Source organism: Microbulbifer taiwanensis, from assembly GCF_014904815.1.
Classification (GTDB): domain Bacteria; phylum Pseudomonadota; class Gammaproteobacteria; order Pseudomonadales; family Cellvibrionaceae; genus Microbulbifer; species Microbulbifer taiwanensis.
In genome coordinates this window covers 31,783-53,876 of record NZ_JACZFR010000014.1, presented here as the reverse complement: position 1 = coordinate 53,876, position 22,094 = coordinate 31,783, and the positions used below count along the sequence as shown (strand labels likewise).

The 22,094-nt window shown below is 62.0% G+C and carries 23 protein-coding genes; 10 read left to right on the top strand and 13 right to left on the bottom strand.

Annotated elements, in window-relative coordinates; translation table 11 throughout:
* The first annotated feature begins 21 nt into the window (after nucleotides 1-21).
* Complete coding sequence (locus tag IG627_RS05245) at nucleotides 22-1,308, top strand: M48 family metalloprotease (RefSeq protein ID WP_193190685.1); 1,287 nt, start codon at nucleotides 22-24, stop codon at nucleotides 1,306-1,308.
* A 66-nt stretch (nucleotides 1,309-1,374) separates the two neighbouring features.
* Here IG627_RS05245 and IG627_RS05240 read toward each other — a convergent pair whose 3' ends face one another.
* From IG627_RS05240 to IG627_RS05210, 7 genes are all read right to left on the bottom strand, one after another.
* Complete coding sequence (locus tag IG627_RS05240) at nucleotides 1,375-2,199, bottom strand: putative porin (protein ID WP_193190683.1); 825 nt, start codon at nucleotides 2,197-2,199, stop codon at nucleotides 1,375-1,377.
* Nucleotides 2,200-2,324: 125 nt separating this feature from the next.
* Nucleotides 2,325-2,645 carry an antibiotic biosynthesis monooxygenase family protein gene (locus IG627_RS05235; protein ID WP_193190681.1) on the bottom strand — a complete coding sequence of 107 codons (321 nt, stop codon included), beginning with the start codon at nucleotides 2,643-2,645 and terminating at the stop codon, nucleotides 2,325-2,327.
* A gap of 94 nt (nucleotides 2,646-2,739) precedes the next feature.
* Entirely contained in the window at nucleotides 2,740-3,441 is a 702-nt protein-coding gene (gene phoU, locus IG627_RS05230) for a phosphate signaling complex protein PhoU (RefSeq protein WP_193190679.1), read from the bottom strand.
* Nucleotides 3,442-3,457: 16 nt separating this feature from the next.
* Nucleotides 3,458-4,333 carry a phosphate ABC transporter ATP-binding protein PstB gene (gene pstB / locus IG627_RS05225; RefSeq protein WP_193190677.1) on the bottom strand — a complete coding sequence of 292 codons (876 nt, stop codon included), beginning with the start codon at nucleotides 4,331-4,333 and terminating at the stop codon, nucleotides 3,458-3,460.
* Between the two features lie 44 nt (nucleotides 4,334-4,377).
* The gene (pstA, locus tag IG627_RS05220; protein ID WP_193190676.1) at nucleotides 4,378-5,679 is read right to left on the bottom strand and encodes a phosphate ABC transporter permease PstA; all 1,302 of its coding nucleotides are present in this window, start codon (nucleotides 5,677-5,679) and stop codon (nucleotides 4,378-4,380) included.
* On the bottom strand, nucleotides 5,672-7,051 hold the full coding sequence (pstC, locus tag IG627_RS05215; protein WP_193190674.1) for a phosphate ABC transporter permease subunit PstC: 1,380 nt from the start codon (nucleotides 7,049-7,051) through the stop codon (nucleotides 5,672-5,674). The genes pstA and pstC overlap by 8 nt, the downstream gene beginning before the upstream one ends.
* Nucleotides 7,052-7,193: 142 nt before the next feature.
* Nucleotides 7,194-8,261: a PstS family phosphate ABC transporter substrate-binding protein gene (locus tag IG627_RS05210; protein WP_193190672.1), complete on the bottom strand. Its 1,068-nt coding sequence runs from the start codon at nucleotides 8,259-8,261 to the stop codon at nucleotides 7,194-7,196.
* A gap of 182 nt (nucleotides 8,262-8,443) precedes the next feature.
* Between IG627_RS05210 and IG627_RS05205 the strand changes: the two genes are divergently transcribed.
* From IG627_RS05205 to IG627_RS05185, 5 genes are all read left to right on the top strand, one after another.
* On the top strand, nucleotides 8,444-9,019 hold the full coding sequence (locus tag IG627_RS05205) for a TRAP transporter small permease subunit (RefSeq protein WP_193190670.1): 576 nt from the start codon (nucleotides 8,444-8,446) through the stop codon (nucleotides 9,017-9,019).
* On the top strand, nucleotides 9,016-10,380 hold the full coding sequence (locus tag IG627_RS05200) for a TRAP transporter large permease (protein ID WP_193190668.1): 1,365 nt from the start codon (nucleotides 9,016-9,018) through the stop codon (nucleotides 10,378-10,380). The genes IG627_RS05205 and IG627_RS05200 overlap by 4 nt, the downstream gene beginning before the upstream one ends.
* Before the next feature lie 111 nt (nucleotides 10,381-10,491).
* Nucleotides 10,492-10,884, top strand: a complete 393-nt coding sequence (locus tag IG627_RS05195; protein ID WP_193190666.1) for an acyl-CoA thioesterase — start codon at nucleotides 10,492-10,494, stop codon at nucleotides 10,882-10,884.
* Nucleotides 10,885-10,991: 107 nt separating this feature from the next.
* Nucleotides 10,992-11,285 (top strand): hypothetical protein, encoded by a 294-nt coding sequence (locus IG627_RS05190; protein WP_193190664.1) that lies wholly within the window; start codon nucleotides 10,992-10,994, stop codon nucleotides 11,283-11,285.
* A gap of 54 nt (nucleotides 11,286-11,339) precedes the next feature.
* Nucleotides 11,340-11,588, top strand: coding sequence for a hypothetical protein (locus tag IG627_RS05185; protein ID WP_193190663.1), 249 nt, complete (start codon nucleotides 11,340-11,342; stop codon nucleotides 11,586-11,588).
* 21 nt (nucleotides 11,589-11,609) lie between these two features.
* Here the strand turns inward: IG627_RS05185 and IG627_RS05180 are convergent, their stop codons facing one another.
* The 4 genes from IG627_RS05180 to IG627_RS05165 all read right to left on the bottom strand — a co-directional run bounded on the left by IG627_RS05180 (nucleotide 11,610) and on the right by IG627_RS05165 (nucleotide 15,631).
* Entirely contained in the window at nucleotides 11,610-12,524 is a 915-nt protein-coding gene (locus IG627_RS05180; protein ID WP_193190661.1) for a hypothetical protein, read from the bottom strand.
* A gap of 45 nt (nucleotides 12,525-12,569) precedes the next feature.
* Entirely contained in the window at nucleotides 12,570-13,361 is a 792-nt protein-coding gene (locus tag IG627_RS05175) for a hypothetical protein (RefSeq protein WP_193190659.1), read from the bottom strand.
* Between the two features lie 174 nt (nucleotides 13,362-13,535).
* Nucleotides 13,536-14,669, bottom strand: coding sequence for a TRAP transporter substrate-binding protein (locus IG627_RS05170; RefSeq protein ID WP_193190657.1), 1,134 nt, complete (start codon nucleotides 14,667-14,669; stop codon nucleotides 13,536-13,538).
* Nucleotides 14,670-14,767: 98 nt separating this feature from the next.
* Complete coding sequence (locus IG627_RS05165; protein ID WP_193190656.1) at nucleotides 14,768-15,631, bottom strand: LysR substrate-binding domain-containing protein; 864 nt, start codon at nucleotides 15,629-15,631, stop codon at nucleotides 14,768-14,770.
* A 111-nt stretch (nucleotides 15,632-15,742) separates the two neighbouring features.
* Here IG627_RS05165 and IG627_RS05160 point away from each other — a divergent pair, with 111 nt between their 5' ends.
* Nucleotides 15,743-16,063: a carboxymuconolactone decarboxylase family protein gene (locus IG627_RS05160; protein WP_193190654.1), complete on the top strand. Its 321-nt coding sequence runs from the start codon at nucleotides 15,743-15,745 to the stop codon at nucleotides 16,061-16,063.
* Entirely contained in the window at nucleotides 16,054-16,452 is a 399-nt protein-coding gene (locus tag IG627_RS05155; RefSeq protein ID WP_193190652.1) for a tautomerase family protein, read from the top strand. Before IG627_RS05160 ends, IG627_RS05155 begins: the two co-directional genes overlap by 10 nt.
* Before the next feature lie 150 nt (nucleotides 16,453-16,602).
* Here the strand turns inward: IG627_RS05155 and uvrD are convergent, their stop codons facing one another.
* Complete coding sequence (gene uvrD / locus IG627_RS05150) at nucleotides 16,603-18,810, bottom strand: DNA helicase II (RefSeq protein ID WP_193190650.1); 2,208 nt, start codon at nucleotides 18,808-18,810, stop codon at nucleotides 16,603-16,605.
* A gap of 331 nt (nucleotides 18,811-19,141) precedes the next feature.
* Between uvrD and hexR the strand changes: the two genes are divergently transcribed.
* Nucleotides 19,142-19,996, top strand: a complete 855-nt coding sequence (hexR, locus tag IG627_RS05145; RefSeq protein WP_193190649.1) for a transcriptional regulator HexR — start codon at nucleotides 19,142-19,144, stop codon at nucleotides 19,994-19,996.
* A 159-nt stretch (nucleotides 19,997-20,155) separates the two neighbouring features.
* On the top strand, nucleotides 20,156-21,415 hold the full coding sequence (locus tag IG627_RS05140) for a multidrug effflux MFS transporter (protein WP_193190647.1): 1,260 nt from the start codon (nucleotides 20,156-20,158) through the stop codon (nucleotides 21,413-21,415).
* Between the two features lie 8 nt (nucleotides 21,416-21,423).
* Here the strand turns inward: IG627_RS05140 and gstA are convergent, their stop codons facing one another.
* The gene (gstA, locus tag IG627_RS05135) at nucleotides 21,424-22,029 is read right to left on the bottom strand and encodes a glutathione transferase GstA (protein ID WP_193190645.1); all 606 of its coding nucleotides are present in this window, start codon (nucleotides 22,027-22,029) and stop codon (nucleotides 21,424-21,426) included.
* Between the last annotated feature and the right edge of the window lie 65 nt (nucleotides 22,030-22,094).

Here is a 22,094-nt window from a genome sequence, read left to right as displayed (position 1 = left end):
GCATTATACAGGGAGGAGGCGATGATCTCGCGCACACTCAGATTCAATACTGTTGCGACCGCCCTGGTCGCATCGCTGCTGGCCGGCTGCGCCGTCAACCCGGTCACCGGCAAGCAGGAGCTGTCGCTGATGTCCCAGGGCCAGGAGCTGGCGCTGGGCGAGCAGCAATACCCGATCAACCAGCAGCAGCAGGGCGGCCAGTACAATATCGACCCGGCTCTGCAATCCTATGTCAACCGCGTCGGCCAGAAGCTGGCGAAGGTCTCAGACCAGCCACAGCTGCCCTACGAGTTCGTGGTGCTGAACAACTCGGTGCCCAATGCCTGGGCACTGCCGGGCGGCAAGATAGCGGTCAACCGCGGCCTGCTGGTATTGCTGGAAGATGAGGCCGAGCTGGCGGCCGTGCTCGGCCACGAAATAGTCCACGCCGCCGCGCGCCACTCGGCCGCGGCCATGTCCCAGCAGCAGGTGCTCGGCGCCGGCCTGGCCGTACTCGGCGCCGCTACCAGGGAAACAGCCTATGGCGACCTGGTAACGCTGGGCGGCCAGCTGGGGGGCTCCGCCTATATCGCCCGCTACGGCCGCAGCAATGAGCTGGAGTCGGACCAGTACGGCATGAAATACATGGCCGCGGCCGGCTACGATTCCCAGGGCGCGGTGCGGCTGCAGCGCAAGTTTGTCGAGCTGTCCAAAGGCCGGCAGGCTGGCGGCCTGCAGGCGCTCTTCGCCAGCCACCCGCCGTCACAGTCGCGCGTCGACGCGAATATCCAGCACGCCAAACAGCTGCCGAAGGGCGGCACCAGCAATCGCGCCGCCTACCAGAAGGCGATAGCCCAGCTGAAACGTGACGCCGACGCCTACAAGAGCTACGACGACGCCATGGCGGCCATCAACGACAAGCAGTACGACCGAGCCCTGAGCCTGGTGCGGCAGGCGCAGAAGCAGCAGCCCAGGGAGGCGACATTTTACGCCCTCGAGGGCGATCTGCTGGCCCACAAGAAGCAGTACAAGAGTGCCCACAGCGCCTACGATCGCGCGGTGCAGAAGAACCCCTCACTCTTCTCCAACTGGCTCAAGCGCGGCATGGTCAGCGCGCAATTGAAGGACTATACAGCCGCGGAGCGGGACCTGAATCGCTCGCTACGCTACCTGGAGACACCGCACGCCCACTATTATCTGGGGCAGGTGTACGAAAAGCAGGGCAATACCAGGAATGCCTACAGCCACTACCAGACAGCGGCCAGCGCCGGTGGGGATATCGGCAGCAAGGCGCAGGCGCGGATGCAGGCGATCGGGAATCAGGGATAACGGAACAGTAACAATAAAAAAGGGCCGCGCGATGCGGCCCTTTTCGTTTCCGGCTGAAACCGGCGATCAGAGCTGGACGGTTACGCCCAGCAGGAATGCGTCGACGTCGGTGTCGTTGTTGGTGGTGTAAGCCAGCTTGCCGGCGACATTGCGGTTAAAGAAGTGGGATACACCCAGCTCGAAAGTTTCGACTTCGTCGTAGTCGGCAAAAACGGAAGTTTCCTTGCTAAAGTAGTACTCGGCACCGACGGACCAGTAGTTGTCAGCATCGTCGTTGCTGACATAGGTCGCGTTGGCAGTCAGGTAAGTCTCCCCCCCCAGGTCCTTGAACAGCTTGGATGACAGGGTGCGGCTGTCGAACTCGTCGTCGGCAACGAAGTTGAAGCCGATATAGTCATTGCCGCTCAGGCGGTGGTTGTAGCGCAGGTCCGCAAAGTAAACAGCATCGCTATCATCGCCCTTCACGCGGTGTACCTGGGCGAGGAAATCCGGATTAAAAAGGTAGCCGGCAGACAGGGTGTGGCTGTCAGAATCTCCGGATTGAAAATCCGAATCAAAACTGGTATCGGAATAGGAAGCGCCGAAAACAAAACCACTGGCTGTGAAATATTCACCACGAACGTTCAGGGTATCCGCGTCGCCACCATCGAAATCCAGGTAGCTGTAGCCGGCTCCGATATTGGTTACCTTGTTGATGTATTCAAACTCTTTCAGCGGGCCCAGGCTTTCCTTGGGGGCAAAGAAATAGGTGGTACCGATATCGAAACGGTCGGTATCGGTGGAAGCGTACTCAGTATTGGTGTAGTTGGCTTCAGAGATGGAGGTGTATTCTTCCGCGGCTGCAGAGGCTGCGAAGACCATCAGGGGAAGCGCGGCAAATTTGAATTTCATCACAATTTCCTTGTTTAACTGTAGTTCCGATAGGAGCCGCGCATTCTAAGGATTTTTCCTGAACGGTAAATGAATTGTTTCGCGCGATATTTGCCCGGCTACAGACGCTAACACCTGAAACTATTTCAACACTGCCTGTCCGGTGGGTTTACCACCCATTCCGGCGTCTCGAACTCGCCGATTGGCCGCACTTCGACAAAGGGGGCCGCGGCGCGGATGATCTCGTCGATCTCCGGGTCGCGATTCGCCTCCATGGCATCCCGGTGTGCCTTGCTATCCCAGCTGGCAATGGCAATCAGGGTGGTCGGGTCACCGATCTTGCGATGCAGCTCGGTGCCCAGCGCACCGGGGGCCCGCTGGATCAGTTCGGAGGCGCGCACCCAGGCTCTAGCGTACTCCTCGGCGGTGTGGCCCTCCTTGATATGGACTTCGAAAATATATTTCATCGGCATGGCATCCGTGTCGCCACCATAAAAAATGGCCGCTTTGCGCGGCCATTTTTGATTCAACTGGACAATCTCACTTCTGCGAAAGCTGTAATCAGATTTTTTTCAATTTGTCCTCGTGGCCGTGGCGGATATCCGCGCCCTCCACAAGGTAGACCACCTGCTCACAGATATTCTTGGCGTGGTCTCCGATGCGTTCCAGGGATCGCAGAGTCCAGAGGACATTGATCACCCGCGAGATGCTGCGCGGATCTTCCATCATATAGGTGATCAGCTCGCGTACTGCGGTGCGGTAGTCCATATCCACCTGCTCATCTTCCGCCAGAGTGCGCATTGCGGAATCGACGTCGAAGCGGGTATAGGCGTCGAGAGAATCGTTGAGCATCTTGCGCACGGCGTTGGCGATATGGCGTATCTCGGTGTAGCCGCGCGGTGAGGTGCCCTCGTCGGTCAGGGCTATGGCCATCTTGGCGATTTTTTGCGCCTCGTCACCGACGCGCTCCAGGTCGCGGGCGATGCGGGTCACCGACATCACCATGCGCAAATCTGAGGCCGCCGGCTGGCGTTTGGCGATGATCAGGGTGGCGTGTTCGTCCAACGCCATCTCCCGTTTGTCTATCTCCTCCTCGACACGCAGTACCTTTTCCGCCAGCTCGCTGTCGGCGTTGGACAGGGCATCCACCGAATCGGCCACCTGGCGAGCGACCATGCCACCCATTTCCAGCATCTCGGTCTTGATGCTTTCCAGGTCCTCGTTGAATTGACGGGAGATGTGTTGATCGAAATGCATTTCCATATTGGTCTCCCTCTGATCAACCGAAACGGCCGGTGATGTAGGCCTCGGTCAATTCGTGTTGCGGATTGGTGAATACCGTCTCGGTATCGTTGACCTCCACCAGATGGCCCAGGTGGAAATAGGCGGTGCGCTGGCTGACCCGCGCGGCCTGCTGCATCGAGTGGGTCACTATCGCGATAGTGTAGTTCTCGCGCAGCTCGTCGATCAGCTCCTCGATGCGCGCGGTGGCGATGGGATCCAGAGCCGAGCAGGGCTCGTCCATCAGGATCACTTCCGGGCTGACGGCAATGGCGCGGGCGATACACAGGCGCTGCTGCTGGCCGCCGGAGAGACCGGTGCCGGGTTTGTCCAGGCGGTCCTTCACTTCGTTCCACAGACCGGCACGACGCAGGCTGTTCTCGACGATCTCGTCCAGTTCCGCGCGGCGGCTGGCGATACCGTGGATCTTGGGGCCATAGGCGACATTGTCGTAGATGGACTTGGGAAAGGGATTCGGCTTCTGGAACACCATGCCCACCCGCGCGCGCAGCGGTACCACGTCCACCCTGGGGCCGTAGATGGGTTCGTCATCGAGGGACAGTTCACCCTCGACGCGACAGCCCTCGATGGTGTCGTTCATGCGGTTCAGGCAGCGCAGGAAGGTGGACTTGCCACAGCCGGACGGGCCTATCATCGCCACCACCTCGTTGCGGCCGATATCCAGGCTCACATCGTGAATGGCCTGGGCCTCGCCGTAGAAGACGTTGACGTTGCGCATGCGCAGCTTGGCGTCGTCGCACAGCGGCTGGCCCACTGTTTCGCGCACCTTGGTCAGGGTATCCACGGCTTTTCTTTCCACTGATTCGGGCTTTGCCGGCTCGGCTCCGGCGGCGTCCAGGGTCATGGTGTTCATAAATAATCCCGTTATCTTAGCACTCGGTTTGCGGTGCGGGGCCGCTACCAGCGGCGCTCGAGTTTCTTGCGCAGCAGCACCGCGCTGGTATTCATCACGATCAGGAAGCTGAGCAGCACCATGATCGCGGCGGAAGTGCGCTCGACGAAGGCGCGCTCGGGGCTGTCGGCCCAGAGGAAAATCTGAACCGGCAGTACCGTGGCCGGATCGGTAACGCCACCGGGCACGTCGACGATAAAGGCCACCATGCCGATCATCAGCAGCGGCGCCGTCTCGCCCAGGGCCTGCGCCATACCGATGATGGCGCCGGTGAGCATCCCCGGCATCGCCAGCGGCAGCACGTGGTGGAAGACCACCTGCATGCGCGAGGCGCCCATGCCCATGGCTGCCTCGCGGATGGACGGCGGCACCGCCTTCAGTGCGGCGCGGCTGGAAATGATGATGGTCGGCAATGTCATCAGCGTCAGTACCAGGCCGCCCACCAATGGCGCCGAACGCGGCAGCTCGAAGAAATTGATAAAGATCGCCAGGCCCAGCAGGCCGAAAACGATGGACGGCACCGCAGCGAGGTTGTTGATATTCACCTCAATCAGGTCAGTCCACCTGTTCTTGGGTGCGTACTCCTCGAGATAGATGGCCGCGGCCACACCGATCGGGAAGGACAGCGCCAGGGTCACCAGCAGAGTGAACAGGGAGCCCATCAGCGCGGCGCGGATACCGGCCTGCTCCGGCTCTCGCGAGTCGCCGTTGGTAAAGAAGGTGCTGTTGAAGCGCTTCTTCATTTCGCCGCTGCCCAGCAGTTGCTGTATCCAGCCGGCCTTCTGCTCCGACGTGCGGCCGCGAAAGCCCTCCTCGGTATCGGACAGGCTCTTGACGAAGGTGTCCACGTCGTCGTCGGCGGCCAGCCACAGGGTTTCGGTCTTGCCGAGCAGTTCCGGGTTGGCCCTGAGGCGGTCGCGCAGGGTGAAGGGCGCACCGGTGGAGACCAGGCTGTAGAGCTCGCGCTTCTCGCCGCGACCACTCACCTCCGGAAAACGCTCGCGCAGGGATTCGCGGATCACGCCGGTAAAGTTGGCCCAGGCCAGGCTCTCGTCGTCCACCTCGTCGATACCCAGCACCTGCTGGTCGTAGTGCACGCGCAACTCTATCGCGCTCTGCACGAAGGCGCCGCTGCCCTTGCCGATGATATCGGTGAACAGGACCACTACCGCGAGCACGCCAAAGGCGATACTGGCGATACCCAGGCCGCGAAAGAGTTTTTCCTTGCGGTGACGACTGGCGAGACGCTGCTCTATGCGCTCGCGTACCTGCTGCTGCGTCAAATTGGTTTGGGTCGAATCAGTCATACTGTTCCCGGTATTTTTTCACTACGTGCAGGGCGATAAAGTTCAGTACCAGGGTGGAAACGAACAGCATCAGGCCCAGGGCAAAGGCGGCCAGGGTCTTGGGGCTGTCGAACTCCTGGTCGCCCACCAGCAGGGTGACTATCTGCACCGTCACGGTGGTCACCGACTCCAGCGGGTTGGCGGTCAGATTGGCGGCCAGGCCCGCGGCCATCACCACGATCATCGTCTCGCCGATCGCGCGGGATACCGCCAGCAGCACACCGCCGACGATCCCCGGCAGGGCCGCCGGAATGACCACCTTTCGCACCGTCTCGGAGCGGGTGGATCCCAGGCCCAGGGAGCCATCGCGCAGAGACTGGGGCACCGCATTGATCACATCGTCGGACAGGGACGAGATGAACGGAATAATCATGATGCCCATCACCAGGCCGGCGGCCAGGGCGCTCTCACTGGAGGCCTGCAGGCCCACGGAGTTGGCCAGGTCGCGAATAAAGGGCGCGACCGTCAGGGCGGCGAAGAAGCCGTAAACAACCGTGGGGACACCGGCGAGAATTTCGATAATCGGCTTGGCGATGGCGCGCACCCGCTTGCTGGCGTACTCGGCCAGGTAGATAGCGGACATCAGGCCCACCGGTACCGCCACGAACATGGCGATGGCGGAGACCATCAGGGTACCGGTGAACAGGGGCACGGCGCCGAAGGCGCCGCTGGAACCCACCTGGTCCGCGCGCAGGGCCATCTGCGGACTCCAGTGCAGGCCGAACAGGAATTCGGTCACCGGCACAGACTGGAAGAAGCGCAGGGACTCGAACAGCACCGACAGCAGAATGCCGACGGTGGTAAAAATGGCGGCGCAGGCGCAGGTGATCAGCACACCGCGCAGGACCTTTTCCACCTTTTCGCGGGCGCGCAGCTCCGGCGAAAAGCGCAGCGCCGCGAAGGCGCCGAGACCGCTGGCCAGTATCAGGCTCAGCGCCGCCTGCAGGTTGCGCGAACCGCTCTGCAGACTGCTCAGGCGCTCGGCGGCGGCCTGCACCTGTGGCGACGCGTCGCCGAACAGATGGCCAGCGGCCAGGTTCTGTATCTGCGCGTAGAGCAGGTTCTGCCCGGCGATGGTGTCCGGTTTGTCGGCGATGCCGTTCATCACCAGCGCGCGGATGATCGCGTCGTCGAAAGCGAGCCAGGCGCCCAGCAGCAGCAGCGCCGGCAGGCCGCACCAGAGCGCGGTGTGCAGGCCGTAATAGCTGGGCAGCGAAGACAGGTTGCGCATTCCGCCGCGGCTCCGCGCGGCCGCCAGCGCGCGACTGAAGCCAGTGCCATAGGCCACCAGTACCAGCAGCAATAGCAGGGCGAACAAGGTAGGTGTTTGCATCAATTTACCGTGCCATCAGGTTTATTGCCGGCATTATCCGGACTTTTTGTTGCGTTTGCATTGTGCGCAGATATAAGAAAAGCCAAGCCCTCTCGGGCTTGGCCGGTAAGTCCGTTTACTTGGTGTTTTTCCGGAATCGGTCTTATTTCGCAGCCAGGTTGCTCAGGGCATTCAGCTTGCGCACGTCGGTGGCAACCTGCTGGCGCTTGGCGGTGGGCAGCGGGATCATGCCCTTGTCGGCCAGGTAGCCCTCATCACCCCAGGCGCGCTCGCTGGTGAATTCGGCCAGGAATTGCTTGATGCCCGGAACCACGTCGGCATGGGCCTTCTTCACGTAGATAAACAGCGGACGGGAAACCGGGTAGCTCTGCTCGGCAATGGAGTCGAATGTCGGCGCGTTGCCTTCGATCAGGGAGCCCTGCACCTTGTCGGCGTTCTGGTCCAGGAAGCTGAAGCCGAAGATACCCAGCGCATTCGGGTTGGCCACCAGCTTGTTCACGATCAGGTTGTCGTTCTCGCCGGCTTCCACATAGGCACCGTCTTCACGCACTGTGTGGCAGATGGCCTTATAGGCGTTCTTGTCTTCTTTCTTCTTGGCTGCGATCCAGTCAAACTTCTTGCAGCCGCCTTCCATCGCCAGTTCGGCAAAAGCGTCGCGGGTGCCGGATGTCGGGGGCGGGCCCAGGACTTCGATCTTGGCATTCGGCAGGGCCGGATTCACGTCTTTCCAGGTCTTGTAGGGGTTTTCAACCAGCATCTCGGAACCGTCAGGATTCGGTACTTCCTTGGCCAGGGCCAGGAAAATGTCCTTGCGGCTCAGTTCAAACGGCTTGGCGGTCTTGGCGTTGGCCAGGACTATGCCGTCGAAGCCGACCTGTACCTCGACCACATCGACGCCGTTGTCGTTACACATGTCCAGTTCGGACTGCTTGATGCGGCGAGAGGCGCCGGTGATGTCTGCGGTGTTCTCGCCCACACCCTGGCAGAACAACTTCATGCCACCGCCGGTACCAGTGGATTCCACAACCGGAGTCTTGAACTGGGTCGCGCGGCTGAAGCGCTCGGCTACGGTGGTGGTAAAGGGGTAGACGGTGGAAGAGCCGACGATGCTGATATGATCGCGGGCCGCCATGGCCGCCTGGGACGCGGCGATAGTCAGTGCCGCCAGGGACGAAGCCACTATTTTCTTGGCAACAGGGCGTTTGTTCATGGATAACTCCAGTGTGTGTATTGGGTTCACGCGGCGATGCTATGTAGAACGGGTGACGATTCTATGAATGAAAGATGACAAAAAGGTTACAGATCGCCAGATAGTACAGCTGGCGCCGAATCCGCCTAGGCGGTAGGCTTCCGTTCACACGACAAAAATAAGATGTACTGAGAGATCTCCCCATGTCCCTTCTGCTCGGGAGCGCGCGCTTCCTCGACCGGCTGGCCAGCCGCGCCGGCCACCTACTTGGCTGGTTCACCCTGGCAATGGTGCTGCTGCAGAGTGCAGTGGTGATATTGCGCTACGGCTTCGACGGCGGTTCGGTGGCGCTGCAGGATGCAGTGGTCTATCTGCACGGCGCCGCCTTTATGCTGGGCCTGGCCTACGCCCTGCATGCCGACGCCCATGTGCGGGTGGACGTCTTCTATCGCCGCATGGGCGAACGCGGCAAGGCCTGGGTCAATGCCGTGGGCACACTGGTGTTCCTGCTACCGGTGTGCGCCTTTATCCTGGTGGGAAGCTGGCATTTCGCCGCCAGCAGCTGGGCAGTGCTCGAATCCAGCGCCAGTGCCGGCGGCCTGCCCGGGGTCTTCCTGCTCAAGAGCCTGATTCCGTTGGCGGCGTTCACCCTGGCGCTGCAGGGACTGGCGCAGTTCGGCCGTGCCCTGGCACAGCTGATGCAGGCCTCCAGCACAGACACCCCGTGCCCCATCGCCAAACAAGTCTGCCACCGGGAAGCAGAGGAGGCCGGCGCATGATGGAGCTGGTCCCCCTGCTGATGTTTGCCGCCGTGTGCGGCCTGTTGATGTTCGGCTACCCGGTGGCCTTCACCCTCGGCGGTACGGCGCTGCTGGCGGCCGGGCTGGGTATTGTCTTCGGCGCCTTCGATGCGGAGCTGCTGCGCGCCTTTCCCGACCGCCTCTACGGCATCATGCAGAACGGTACCCTGATGGCGGTGCCACTGTTCGTGCTGATGGGCGTGATGCTGGAGCGGGCGCGCATCGCCGAGGAACTGCTGGTCAACCTGGCGCGGGTATTTGCGCGGGTGCCGGCGGGCATGGCGGTCTCTGTAGTGGTAGTGGGCGCGCTGCTGGCCGCCAGCACCGGTATCGTCGGTGCCACAGTGGTGACCATGGGCCTAATGTCCCTGCCCACCATGCTGAAGCGCGGCTACTCGCCCCGGCTCGCCACCGGCACAATCTGCGCCACCGGCACCCTGGGTCAGATAATCCCGCCGTCCATCGCCCTGGTGCTGCTCGGCGATACCCTCTCCAACGCCTACCAGCAGGCACAGCTGTCTGCGGGCATCTTCAACCCGCAACCGGTCAGCGTCGGCGACCTGTTTATCGGCGCAATCATTCCCGGCCTGCTGCTGGTGGCGGCCTATATCGTCTACCTGCTGTTCGTCGCCGGGCGCGAGCCGGCCGCGGCACCGGCCGGCGACAGCGAGACGATCGATCTCGGGGAGACGCTGCGGAGCCTGCTGCCGCCCATCGCCCTGATGCTGCTGGTACTGGGCTCCATCATCAGCGGTGCCGCCACGCCCACCGAAGCGGCCGCGGTGGGCGCCCTCGGCGCCGGCATACTGGCCCGCAGCCGCGGCGCCCTGAACTGGGCCCGCGCCGGCGAGGTGGGGCGCAGCACCCTGCAGGTCACCGCGATGGTGTTCGCGATACTGATCGGCGCCTCGCTGTTTTCCCTGGTATTCCGCGGCTACGACGGCGAGGAGCTGGTGACCGGCATCTTCCACAGCCTGCCAGGCGGTGTGGTCGGTGCGACCCTGCTGGTGATGGCGGTGATCTTCCTGCTCGGCTTTATCCTCGACTTTATCGAGATCACCTTCGTGGTGGTGCCCATCGTCGGCCCGGTGCTGCTGGCCATGGGTGTGGATCCTGTGTGGCTCGGCATCATGATCGCGATCAACCTGCAAACCTCCTTCCTGACACCACCTTTCGGCTTTGCGCTCTTCTACCTGCGCGGGGTGGCGCCGGCCGGTGTAGCCACCGGGGCCATATACCGCGGCGTAATGCCATTTATCGCCATCCAGCTGCTGCTGCTCTGCCTACTGGCGCTGTGGCCGGAGCTGGCCACCTGGCTGCCGGACAGGATCGCAAACTGAGACAGATTTTGCCGGGAGACGACTGGCTATTTGGTGGTCAAATTGTGCTAGAATGCGCCACCCCGCCAACCCCGGCGGTACCGAATAACTCTAACAATTCGTGAGCAATCGATGTCCGCACTCGATGAGAATCCGCAGCCTACAGGCACCCTGACCCTGCAGACCCAGACTATGCCCCGGGACACCAATCCCCAGGGGGATGTTTTTGCCGGCTGGCTGATGTCGCAGATGGACCTGGCCGGCGCCATCCTGGCCCAGAGCATCGCCCGCGGCCGCGTCACCACCGTCGCCGTCGGCAGCATGGTGTTCCTGCGCCCGGTACCGGTAGGTTCCACCGTCAGCTGCTATGCCGAGACCCTCGAGGCGGGCCGCTCCTCCATAAGAACCATGGTAGAAGTCTGGCTGACACGAGTAGACTCCGGTGAACAGGTAAAGGTCACCGAGGGCGAGTTTGTGTTCGTGGCCATAGACGACCGCGGGCGCACAAGACCGCTGCCGGAATAGAGAGATTCCGAATAGCGGATAGGCGCCTGGAATATTCTGGTGCCTTGCCCGGCTTTCCCTCAGGTTTTCCCTGATACCGGTATCGAAGAACCACAAGGAAGTGAGTAATGACCATCACCGCTCTGGCCATAGCCGCCATATCCACCATCACCTTCTACGCCGGCATGGCGCTGGCACGCAGGATCCGCAGCAAGCTGTACACTGCCCTGTTGCGAGTGGGTGCACTCTTGTTCAGCTTCTTACTCTGCGCATTGATTCCGGCTGCACTCGATGCAGATTTGCGCGTGGCGGAACTGGCGGGGCGCTACTATTTCTTCTTGATGCTGGGCGGAGCCTTTGTGTACAAACTGCTGCTGGTCAGATTTATTCCGCTGCCGCAGGAACACGTCGGCGCACAATAGCCTTTTCCGAGACAAGGCCCCGCGCCAGCCCGTCCGGGTGCTATAACAAGTGGGATGATCGAATCATTTCTCGAACACACGCTGGTGCTGGCGGGCATACTGCTGATACCCGCCGGCCTGCTGCTATTGATCTATTCCCGTCTGCGCTGGAGCCACTGGGCCACCAAGACCGGAGTGGTGCTGATGGCCCTGGGGGCGCTGCTGCTGGTGCGGATGCACTACGCTGAATTCTGGTTGATGGATAGTTGCCTGGACGCGGGCGGTCGCTATGACCGCACCGCGGGCACCTGCGAACCGCAGTGAAAACGGGCACCCAGGCCAAATTCAAAGCACCAGCGCGCCGCGGATAATCTTGATATTGCCGCGCAGGTCTTTGAGCACAGTGAATTCATCAGTGCTGTGCACCAGATTACCGCGCATCATTACCCAACCATCATTGCCGGCGATCTTGTGCGTCGCCGCTTTCTCTTCCGCCTCTGGTAGGGTGCCCCCCAGTGACTGCGCCAGATAGCTGGATGTGTGCATAATCGCCTGCTCCAGCTCGCTGTAGAAGAACTCCAGATCGGAAGCCTTCCAGAAGGCCAGGTTTTCCTGCTTTTCGCTGTATCCGGTGCCCGCAGACCAGTACTCGACAGAGTTACGGTACAGCGGTAGCTTGCCGCCGGCGCGCAGTTCGGCATTGATATTGAATTTCAGAACATTCAGCCCATTGGTCAGCTTGATCGACGGCTGCAACAGCAGTCGCGGCGCGCCCTTTTCGGACTGGGGGCCGTACTCAAGGGGATTGCCCTGGGCAAAGTCCGAGGTCAGCAATCCGTCCACCACTGCCTCGCGCACATCGCGCTCTATGGCGCGCCCCGCCAGCGCCTCGATCAATGGTTGAGCCGGCTCCTGTGCCGCCGACAAAGCCTGGCTCTTGGCCATCTCGCGGACAATTAATGTACCGATCAATCCACCGGCCACCCCCGCCGCGGCAGCCTGGCCGGTGCTGGTGCCCGGAGGCGGCGGCGGGGTCGAGTACTGCGCGGCAGCAACGTGGGAGGCCGCAGCATGGTAACGCCAGGGCTCCGGGTGAATTTCCACGCTCAGTGGTCCGTTTTCCAGCGGTTCAACTTCGAGATAAATGTGATCGAGGTTCTGGATACTGTGCAGGTCGCCACTGGCGATATGGTATTTGGAGGTGTGCGCACAGCCGGACAGCAGGGCGCCGGCCAGCGCGAGAATTTTTATTGTTTTCATATCTGTATCGGCGGCGTCAAAGGACGCCGCCGTTCCGGATTATTGTTATTGTTGGCTTTCGGCCGGAGTTTCCGAACTCTCTGTCGCCTCTGCTTCTTCGTCGTCATTGAGGGCCAGGGTACCGGTAGCGCTCTCGCGCTTCGCCAGCGCACCGAGCACATCCTGCTTGGCCTTATTCATTACGACATAGTAGGTGTTGGTCAGACCGGGGAAACTCGGGCCCTCATCCCATTCTCCGGTGGCGTAGGCAGAGTGGGCGATATCCGAGTACCAGAGCAACTGGTTGGACGACATATCGATCATTTCACCGTGCACATTGAACACTGCGCGCGGGGCATCAGTGGGGATAAAACCGTAATAGGGCCTGGCCAGGCCGGCGCGAGTGGCGGTGAGTTTCAGCAGGTAATCCACCTGATACTGATCCGCGAGAGTACGGTGATCCTTCGCCGCGAAGTAGGTGGTGTCCTTGCCGTCCGGGTCCTTGAACTTGGCCAGCTTTGGGGCTTTTTCAGGTACTTGAAGTCGAACCAGTTCGAAACCTTCATTTTCCAGGTTCTGGCTCAGCTCTTCCGCCACGGCAAGAAACTCCCCCAGGTCCTGGCCCTCGATATGGTCTGTCAGTGAGCTGGTGGCCGCAGCGATGATCGCGTAGTCGAGCAGGCCGATATTGCCCTCGAGCGCCAAGCCCGGCGCCTTCGGAGCTTCCAGCATCAGACCGACCGTCTTCTTGTCCGCAGTGTAAAAGCTCTGGTCCAGCGGTACTGGAACCTGCGGAGTGGCACAGCCGACGAGCGCGGCAAAAATGGCTGCAAAAGACAGCCGCAACAGAGTCTTCATTCAATCCCCCTGGGTTCTTCTTGATGTTATTCCGGTCACGCTGCGACCGGATCACCGATTATTCGAATATATTGGGGATGTGAAAGCTGTCTATTGTGACTTATTTATAATTATGGAAATTCAACCGGATTTTTTCCGACGCCAGTCCAGTTCACTTCACAGACTTCGCGGTTTTCAATTTTCTTCCAGCGCCCGCGCCTGGTAGTAGGCCTCCTCACTGATCTGGTGATAGGGGATCACCTGCTGCTCAAATTCCCTGAAAGCCTCGTAGACACGGGCAAACTGCGGATCCTCGGCCGCAGTCTCTTCCATTATCTCGGTGTTGATTGTCCTCAGGTGCGCTATGACATCTGCCGGCAGTCGCTTGAGCTGCACTCCGTGCTTCTCCACCAGTTCCTTCAGCGCGCGGTTGTTGCGCGCCGTGTACTCGTCGAGCATGTCCTGATTGGCATCGCGGGCGGCGGTGCGGACGATTTCCTGTAAATCTTTCGGCAGCTTCTCGAAGGCGGTCTTGTTGACGATAAATTCGAGGATGGATCCCGGCTCGTGCCAGCCCGGATAGTAGTAGTAGTCGGCGATCTGGTAGAAACCGAAAGCCAGGTCGTTGTAGGGGCCCACCCACTCGGTTGCATCTATCACGCCTGTCTGCAGCGCGGTGTACAGCTCTCCGCCGGGAATGGTCACTGCAGTGCCGCCGGCGCGGTTCAGTACCTCGCCGCCGAGGCCGGGGATGCGCATCTTCAGACCCTTCAGGTCTTCAACCGTGTTGATCTGCTTGTTGAACCAGCCCGCCATCTGCACGCCGGTAGAGCCACCGGCCATAGGTATCAAATCAAAAGGTGCGTAGACCTCTTCCCACAGCTCAAGGCCTCCACCGTGGTGCAGCCAGCCGTTCATCTCCTGCGCATTGAGACCGAAAGGTACCGCGGTAAAGAATTGTGCGGCCGGCACCTTGCCCTTCCAGTAATAGGCGGCCCCGTGGCCCATCTGCGCGGCGCCCTCGGAGACGGCACCAAACACGCCCATCGCCGGCACCAGCTCACCGGCACCATAGACTTTTATCTTCAGGCGACCACCGGACATGAGATCGACTTTTTTCGCAAAGCGCTCCGGTGCACTGCCGAGGCCGGGGAAGTTTTTTGGCCAGGTGGTGACGAGCTTCCACTCGAATATTTCCTGGTCGCCCCCCTCAGTAAAGTGCTGGGCAGGCCCCTGGGTTGCGCGGGAGGCGACCAGGGCGCCGAAGGTGATCACCAGCAGGGCGAGGAGGCCGAGGATGATCAATGGGTACCAGTTTATTTTTTTCATCGCTGTTGTTGTTGTACTTCCTGTTTTTGCTCGCGCCAGTGCGAACGACCGCACCGGTTGATGTAATCCGACAGTCTACCAAAAGCGGTGGGCGGAAATCAGGCGCCGGGCTCTAGAGCCGCGCGCACGATTTGCTCCAGCCGCTGGACCTGCGCCGCGGCCTGTGGGCGCAGCCGGTGCATCTGCAGATCCAGGCTGCCGGGCGGCGGCAAGCGATCGGCAACCACCAGGCCGGGCGGCCGACCGAAGTCGCTGCGCAGTGTAATGCCGAGACCCGCCTTCACCGCCGCCCAGATACCGCTCAGGCTGTGGCTGGTGTGAACGACTCGCCAGCGGATACCAGCGCGGTCCAGCGCTTCGGTGGCGCGCGCGCGCATGATGCAGGGGCGCTCGAACATCACCAGCGGCACTGGATTATCGCCGTTGGCCTGCTCCGGCAGCGGAAAGTCTGCCGCCGCCAACCAGCGCAGCGGCGCCTGCAATAGACGCTCGCTGTTCAGGCCGGGTTGCGGCTCGCCCCACCCCAGGGCGAGGTCGAAGCGCCCCCCGCGCAAGCCGTCCAGCAAGTCCGCATTGCGCCCCACAAAGGTCGACAGTTGCACCTGCGGGTGTGCCCGCGCGAAGCGCCCCAACACCTCGGCCAGCAGGCTTTCGCCGAAGTCTTCCTGGGCCGCAAAACGCAACTCGCCCGCCAGCTCCGCGTCGCCGACCGCCTGTAGGGCTTCGTCATTGAGCGCCAGCAGTTGGCGCGCGTAGCTCAGCAACAGTTCGCCGCTTCTTGTGGGCACCAGCCGGCGACCCCGCTTCTGGACCAGCGGGCTGCCCACCTGTCGCTCCAGTTTCTTCAACTGCGCGCTGACCGCGGAGGTGGAGCGGTGCAGCCGGCGGGCGGCCAGCGCGAAACTGTCCAGCTCGATGCCGCACACAAAGGCGCGCAGTGCCTGTAGATCGAGTGTTGGCATGGCTCTCGTTGATCCCGAATAACAGGACATTCAATCAAAAAAGTTTTGATTTTATAAACAATTTTACGACGCCAGTATAGCGACCTCGATTTAAGCGATTGGAGGTAAACCATGGCTGACAACGCCGACCTGGAACGCATAGCCATACTGGCGCCGAAACTCGGCGCGATAACCCGGGAGCTGCTGTTCGACGATATCTGGCAGAGCGACATTCTGGGCGGCCGCGAACGCAGCCTGATCACCCTGGCGACACTGACGGCGCTCGGCCGGGTGGAGCAGTTGCCGTTTCACCTGGCACTGGCACACCGCAACGGCCTGTCCAGGGAAGAGCTGGCGGAAGCCTTCACGCACCTGGCCTTCTACACCGGCTGGCCCGCCGCCGTGTCAGCACTCTCACGCCTGGCAGAGAGGGAAGAACAGCCATGCCTATGACCAGAATCTCTCTGCGCCGGGGGCTAGGCGCTGACTACCGGGCGCGCCTCAGTGCGCTGTTGCAGCGGGCACTGGAAGAGCATTTCGCAGTGCCGCCGCGGGACTGCTTCCAACTGTTTGATGAATACACGGCGGGAAACCGGGTAGTAGATCCCCACTATCCCTACGGTGACACAGCGGCGCGCAGCGGCGACTTCCTGCTGCTACAGATCACCGCGGGGCGACGTCGCAGCCGCGCGCAAAAGTGCGCTCTCTACAGCGCACTGGCCACTGCCTGCCGGCAGCAGTTGGGGCTGGATCCGGCCGATCTGATGGTGGTGATCACCTGCAACGATGTCGACGACTGGTCTTTCAGCAGCGGTCGCTGCTACGGAGGGGAAACACAGTGATCGCGATGCAATACCGGATGGCAGCGCACGCGAACCGGCCGATGGAGTGTATCGGCTACCAGCCAGCAGGCCGCTGTGAAAGTCTGGCGTTGTGCGGCGGGGAAGGGGAGATTGCGGTCCCGCCCAACGAATGGCGCGGGACCGCGGTTGTCACAGCGGCTGCAACCTGGCCATGGCCACCACCAGCCACTTGCTGCCGGCGTCGTCGAAGTTGACCTGCACCCGCGTGCGCGGACCGTTGCCCTCGAACTGCACTACCGTGCCCTCGCCAAACTTGGGGTGATCGACGCGGCCGCCGAGGGCCAGGGGGGGCAGGTCGTCGAAATCCGGGGCGGGATCGGACAATGCACCCAGTTTTCCGTAGTCCGGCTGGAACAGCGGCCGCGATATCTCGGTCTTGAGGCGCACCTCATGGACCAGATTGGGCGGTATCTCGCCGATAAAGCGCGACGGACTGTTGTAGGTCTCGGAGCCGAACAGGCGGCGGTTTTCCGCATAGGTGATATACAGCTTCTGCATGGCGCGGGTGATGCCCACATAGCAGAGGCGTCGCTCCTCCTCCATGCGCCCGGGCTCCTGGGCCGACATCTTGTGCGGGAAGAGGTTTTCCTCCACGCCGGCCATAAACACCAGCGGGAACTCCAGCCCCTTGGCCGAGTGCAGGGTCATCAGCTGCACCGCGTCCTCGAATTCGTCCGCCTGGCCCTCGCCGGCGTCCAGGGCGGCGCTGTCGAGGAACTGGTCCAGCAGTGGCCGCTCCTCTTCTTCGGTCTCCTCACCGGGCGGCTGGTCGATACCGTCGAAGGCGCGACAGGCGCTGACCAGTTCCTGCAGGTTCTCCACCCGCGTCTGGCCCTTCTCGCCCTTTTCCTTACCGTGGAATTCCAGCAGGCCGCTGGTCTCAATCACATCTTCGGCGATCGCGTCGAGCAGTTTGTCTTCGGCATTGGCCGCGAGCTGGTTGACCAGGTCGAGGAAGGACTGCAGCGCATTGCCGGCACGCGCGGCCAGCACCCGCTGCTGCAGCATCAGCTGCGCCGCCCGCCACAGGGAACAGCCCTGCTCGCGGGCGTAACTGCGCACCATTTCCACGGTGCGCGCACCTATGCCCCGCGTCGGCGTGTTGACCACCCGCTCGAAGGCGGTGTCGTCGTCGCGGTTGCTGACCAGGCGCATATAGGAGAGGGCGTTCTTGATTTCCAGCCTTTCGTAAAAGCGCTGGCCGCCGTAGATGCGATAGGGCACCTGTTCGCGCAGCAGGCCCTCTTCCAGCACCCGCGACTGGGCATTGGAGCGGTACAGGATGGCGATGCTGTCGCGGCGGTTGCCGTCGCGCACCCAGTCATTGATGCGCTCGACGATAAAACGCGCCTCATCCTGCTCGTTGTAGGCCGCGTACAGGGATATCGGCTCGCCTTCCTCGCCTCTTGTCCACAGCTCCTTGCCCAGTCGGCCGGCGTTGTTGGCGATCACTGCGTTGGCGGCGTTGAGGATGGTGGAGGTGGAACGGTAGTTCTGTTCCAGGCGCACCGTCAGCACGTCGCGCATATCGCTCTCGAAATGCTGGATATTCTCGATCTTGGCGCCGCGCCAGCCGTAGATGGACTGGTCGTCGTCGCCGACGGCGGTGATATGGCACTGGTCGCCGGCCAGCAGGCGCAGCCAGGCGTATTGAATCGTATTGGTGTCCTGGAACTCGTCGACGAGAATGTGCGGAAAGCGGCGGCGGTAGTGGGCCAGCACCGCATCGTTGTCCCGCAACAGTTCGTGGGCGCGCAGCAGCAGCTCGCCGAAGTCGACCAGGCCGCCGCGCTGGCAGGCCTCCTCGTAAGCGAAGTAGATGCGCACCATGGTCGCCAGCCAGGGATCGCTGCCCGCGTTGATGTACTGGGGTCTCAGGCCCTCATCCTTCTGTGCGCCAATCCACCACTGGGTCTCCCGCGGCGGCCACTTCTTCTCGTCCAGCTGCAGATCGTTTTGCACCCGTTTGATCAGGCGCAGCTGGTCGTCGCTGTCCAGAATCTGGAAGTTCTGCGGCAGCTTGGCCTCCTGCCAGTGGGCTTTCAGCAGCCGGTGCGCCAGGCCGTGGAAGGTGCCCACCCACATGCCGAAGGTGTTCACCCCCAGCAGCTCCTCGATACGCGCGCGCATTTCCTTGGCCGCCTTGTTGGTGAAGGTCACGGCGAGGATGGAGTAGGGCGACGCACCCTCCACCTGCATCAGCCAGGCGATGCGGTGCACCAGCACGCGGGTCTTGCCGGATCCGGCGCCGGCCAGTACCAGTTGGTTGCCCGCGGGCGCGGCTACGGCCTCGCGCTGGGCATCGTTGAGGGGGTCTAGAATCTGAGATACGTCCATGGGCGGCGATTGTAACAGAGGTGGGGGCTGTTACCTGTGTAAATAAACAGGTTTTCGGGGTCGAAAAGAACCACCCGTTTCGATGCGAAGGTGCCGATGCCGCTGGGCTTTTGCGGGACTGTCTGCGAGAGGGGCCGAAAGCGCCGTGAATACCTGAAGCGGCCGGGCTACCTCGCAGACTAGCCCCCAGGGATGGGTTAAGGGGGGCGCCTAGCCCGTGTCCCGCAAAAGCCCACCGGTAGCGGTGCCGCCACACAACTCGAATCTAGCCGCTCGCCAGCACCGGTACTTGCGGCTAAACTGCGCAGTCCGGCTTATAGAAGGAAGTCCAGTGAAACCGGCGGAAGTCACGCAGAAAATCAGCGAACAGCTGTCATCCATGCGCAAATCGGAGCGCAAGGTGGCGGAGTATATCCTCGCCAACCCGGATGAGATCATCCATATGCGCATCGTCGACCTGGCCACCGAGGCCCAGGTCAGCGAACCGACGGTGGTGCGCTTCTGCCGCGCGGTGGGCTGCTCCGGTTTCCAGGAATTCAAGCTGAACCTGGCCCAGCAGCTGGCCTCCAGCCCCAGCTTCGGCCAGATCGCGGTCACCGAGACCGATACCATCGCCGAGTACAAGCGCAAGGTATTCGATTCCACCGTCGACACCCTGCTGAACGTGCGCGACAAGATAGACGCCCGCGCCCTGGAGGCGGCGGTCACCGCCATCGCCGCCGCCAAGCGGGTCGAATTCTTCGGCTTCGGCGCCTCTGGTGCCGTGGCCGCGGACGCCAAGCACAAGTTCTTCCGCCTGCAGCTGGCCGCCGCCGCCCATTCGGATCACCACATCCAGAACATGTCCGCCATGTCCATGGTGCCCGGCGACGTGGTGGTCGCCATCTCCCAGAGCGGGCGCACCAAGGCGCTGCTGCGATCCATGGGTATGGCGAAAGAGCAGGGCGCCACCGTCATCGGCCTGGCACCGAGCGGCTCGCCGGTGGCCCGTCAGGCCACTATCCCGCTGGAAGTGGATGTCGAGGAAGATATAGAGATCTACACACCGCTGTCGTCGCGCATTGCCCATCTGGTGGTGATCGACGTGCTGGCCATCGGCGTGGCCCAGCGCAAAGGCCCCCAGCTGCAGGAACACCTGCTGAAACTCAAGCAGGGGCTCTATACACTGCGCGAAGACAAGCACTGAAACCCCACCCTAAAAATTATCTTTAGACGCCGCTGGAACAGGCAGCGATGCGTCGCTACCATGATGCGCCCGGCTGTCATTTTCCGGGCTAATCTTTTAACTCGGCCGCCCCGGCCGATGTCACCCCGCCACTCCGCCAAGCTGTACCAGAGCCGATCTATGAGTTCCATTGCCATTCCCGCCGAAAAGACACCGCCGCGCTGGCTGGCGGTATGGCTGGCGGCACTGGTGGCACTGACTCCCTTTTCGATCGATAGCTACCTGCCGGCAATTCCCGCCATGGCCGCGGCCCTGGACACCGAAGTGGCGCGGGTGCAGCACTCGGTGTCCAGCTTCCTGCTCGGCTTTGCCATCGGCCAGTTGTGCGGCGGCCCGCTGTCCGACCGCTGGGGACGTCGCTGGGTGGGCACCATCGGCATCGGTATCTATATCGTTACCTCGGTATTGGTGCTGTTTGCGGACCACGTGGACCAGCTGATTCTGCTGCGCTTTCTCCAGGCCATCGGCGGTGGCTTCGCCACGGTAATCTGCGCGGCCATAGTGCGCGACCTCTACAGCGGACGGGAGGCGGCCAGGACCATCTCGATGATCAGCACCATGATGCTGGTGGCACCGCTGATAGCGCCGGTGATCGGCTCACTGCTGCTGGCCGCAGGCGGCTGGCAGAGCATTTTTGTGTTCCTGATGGTCTACGCCACCGCCATGCTGGTGCTGGTACGGCTGTTGCTGCCGGAAACGGTATCGCGCTTTTCCCGCGCGCGGCGCCAGCGCACGCCGATGAAATCGCTGGTCAAGAGTTATTCACAGGTGGTGGGCAACCGCCGCGCGCTGGGTTTCCTCGCCGCCCAGGCCTGTGTCAGCGGCTCCATGTTTATCTATATCACCACCGCGCCCTTTGTGTTCATCCAGTATTTCGAGGTGCCCGCGACCCATTTCCCGCTTTACTTCGGCACCTGTGTGCTGGGGCTTATCTGCATGGTGCAGGTCAATATCCGCCTGCTGAACCTGTTCGAGCCGCGCAATATCCTGCTGGCAGGCATAACCCTGCAGCTGCTCGGCTGCGGCCTGCTGCTGCTGGGGACCCTGACGGGAGTGAAGGAGATAGTGCTGTGGATGGTACCGCTGGTACTGGTGATGGGCTGCATCGGCATTACCGGCCCCAACGCCGCGGCCTGCTTCCTGGAGTTCTTCCCCAGGATCAGCGGTAGCGCCAACGCCCTCTATGGCGCCACCATATTCATTACCGGCGGCGTCCTCGGCGGCATAGTCAACGGCCTGCACACGGGCACCCTGGTACCCATTGCCGCGGCCATGCTCGGCTGTGCGGTAGTGGCACTGCTATCGGCGGTGTTTATCGCCCGGGCGCGGGAGCCCATCGAGGTGGAGGTGCCGGTAACCCGGCGCTTTATTCCGCGCTGAGCGAGCGCTCACTTCTGTAACTGTCCCTCCTCGCGCAGCGCCTTCTGCACCGCCGGTCGCTCGGACATCCGCTGCTGGAAAGCCCGCAGTCGCGGCCAGGCTGACGTATCCATCTTCTGCGCGTCCAGCCAGCCGGCTATGGTGAACAGGTAGGCATCGGCAACGGTAAAATCGTCGCCCATCAGGTAGTCGGTATCGAGCCGGCTTTCGATATGATCGAAGTGCCTGGCGATCGACTTCTTCGCCCGCGCCTTTTCCTCGTCTGTGCCGTTCCAGAACAGCGGCAGAAAAGCCTTGTGCACCTCCGAAGCCAGGTAGTTGAGCCACTCCAGCAGGCGGTAGTGATCCAGGCTGCCGTATTCCGGTGCCAGCTGCGCGTCCGGTTTCTGCTCGGCAATAAACTGCACTATGGCCGGCCCCTCGGTCAGCACCTCGCCCCCCTCCAGCTGCAGCGCCGGCACATAGCCCTTGGGATTGATCCGGGTGTAATCGACCCCGCTCTCCGTCTTGTGCTCACCGAGATCCACCTTGCACAACTCGAGATCAATGCCCGCTTCGCAGGCGACGATATGGGGTGACAGGGAGCAGGCGCCGGGGGCGTAGAAGAGTTTCATGGCAGTTTCTCCAGATTCAGAAGGCGGCCGATCAGGAAGTATAGGCGGCGGCCGCGGCCGGTGGG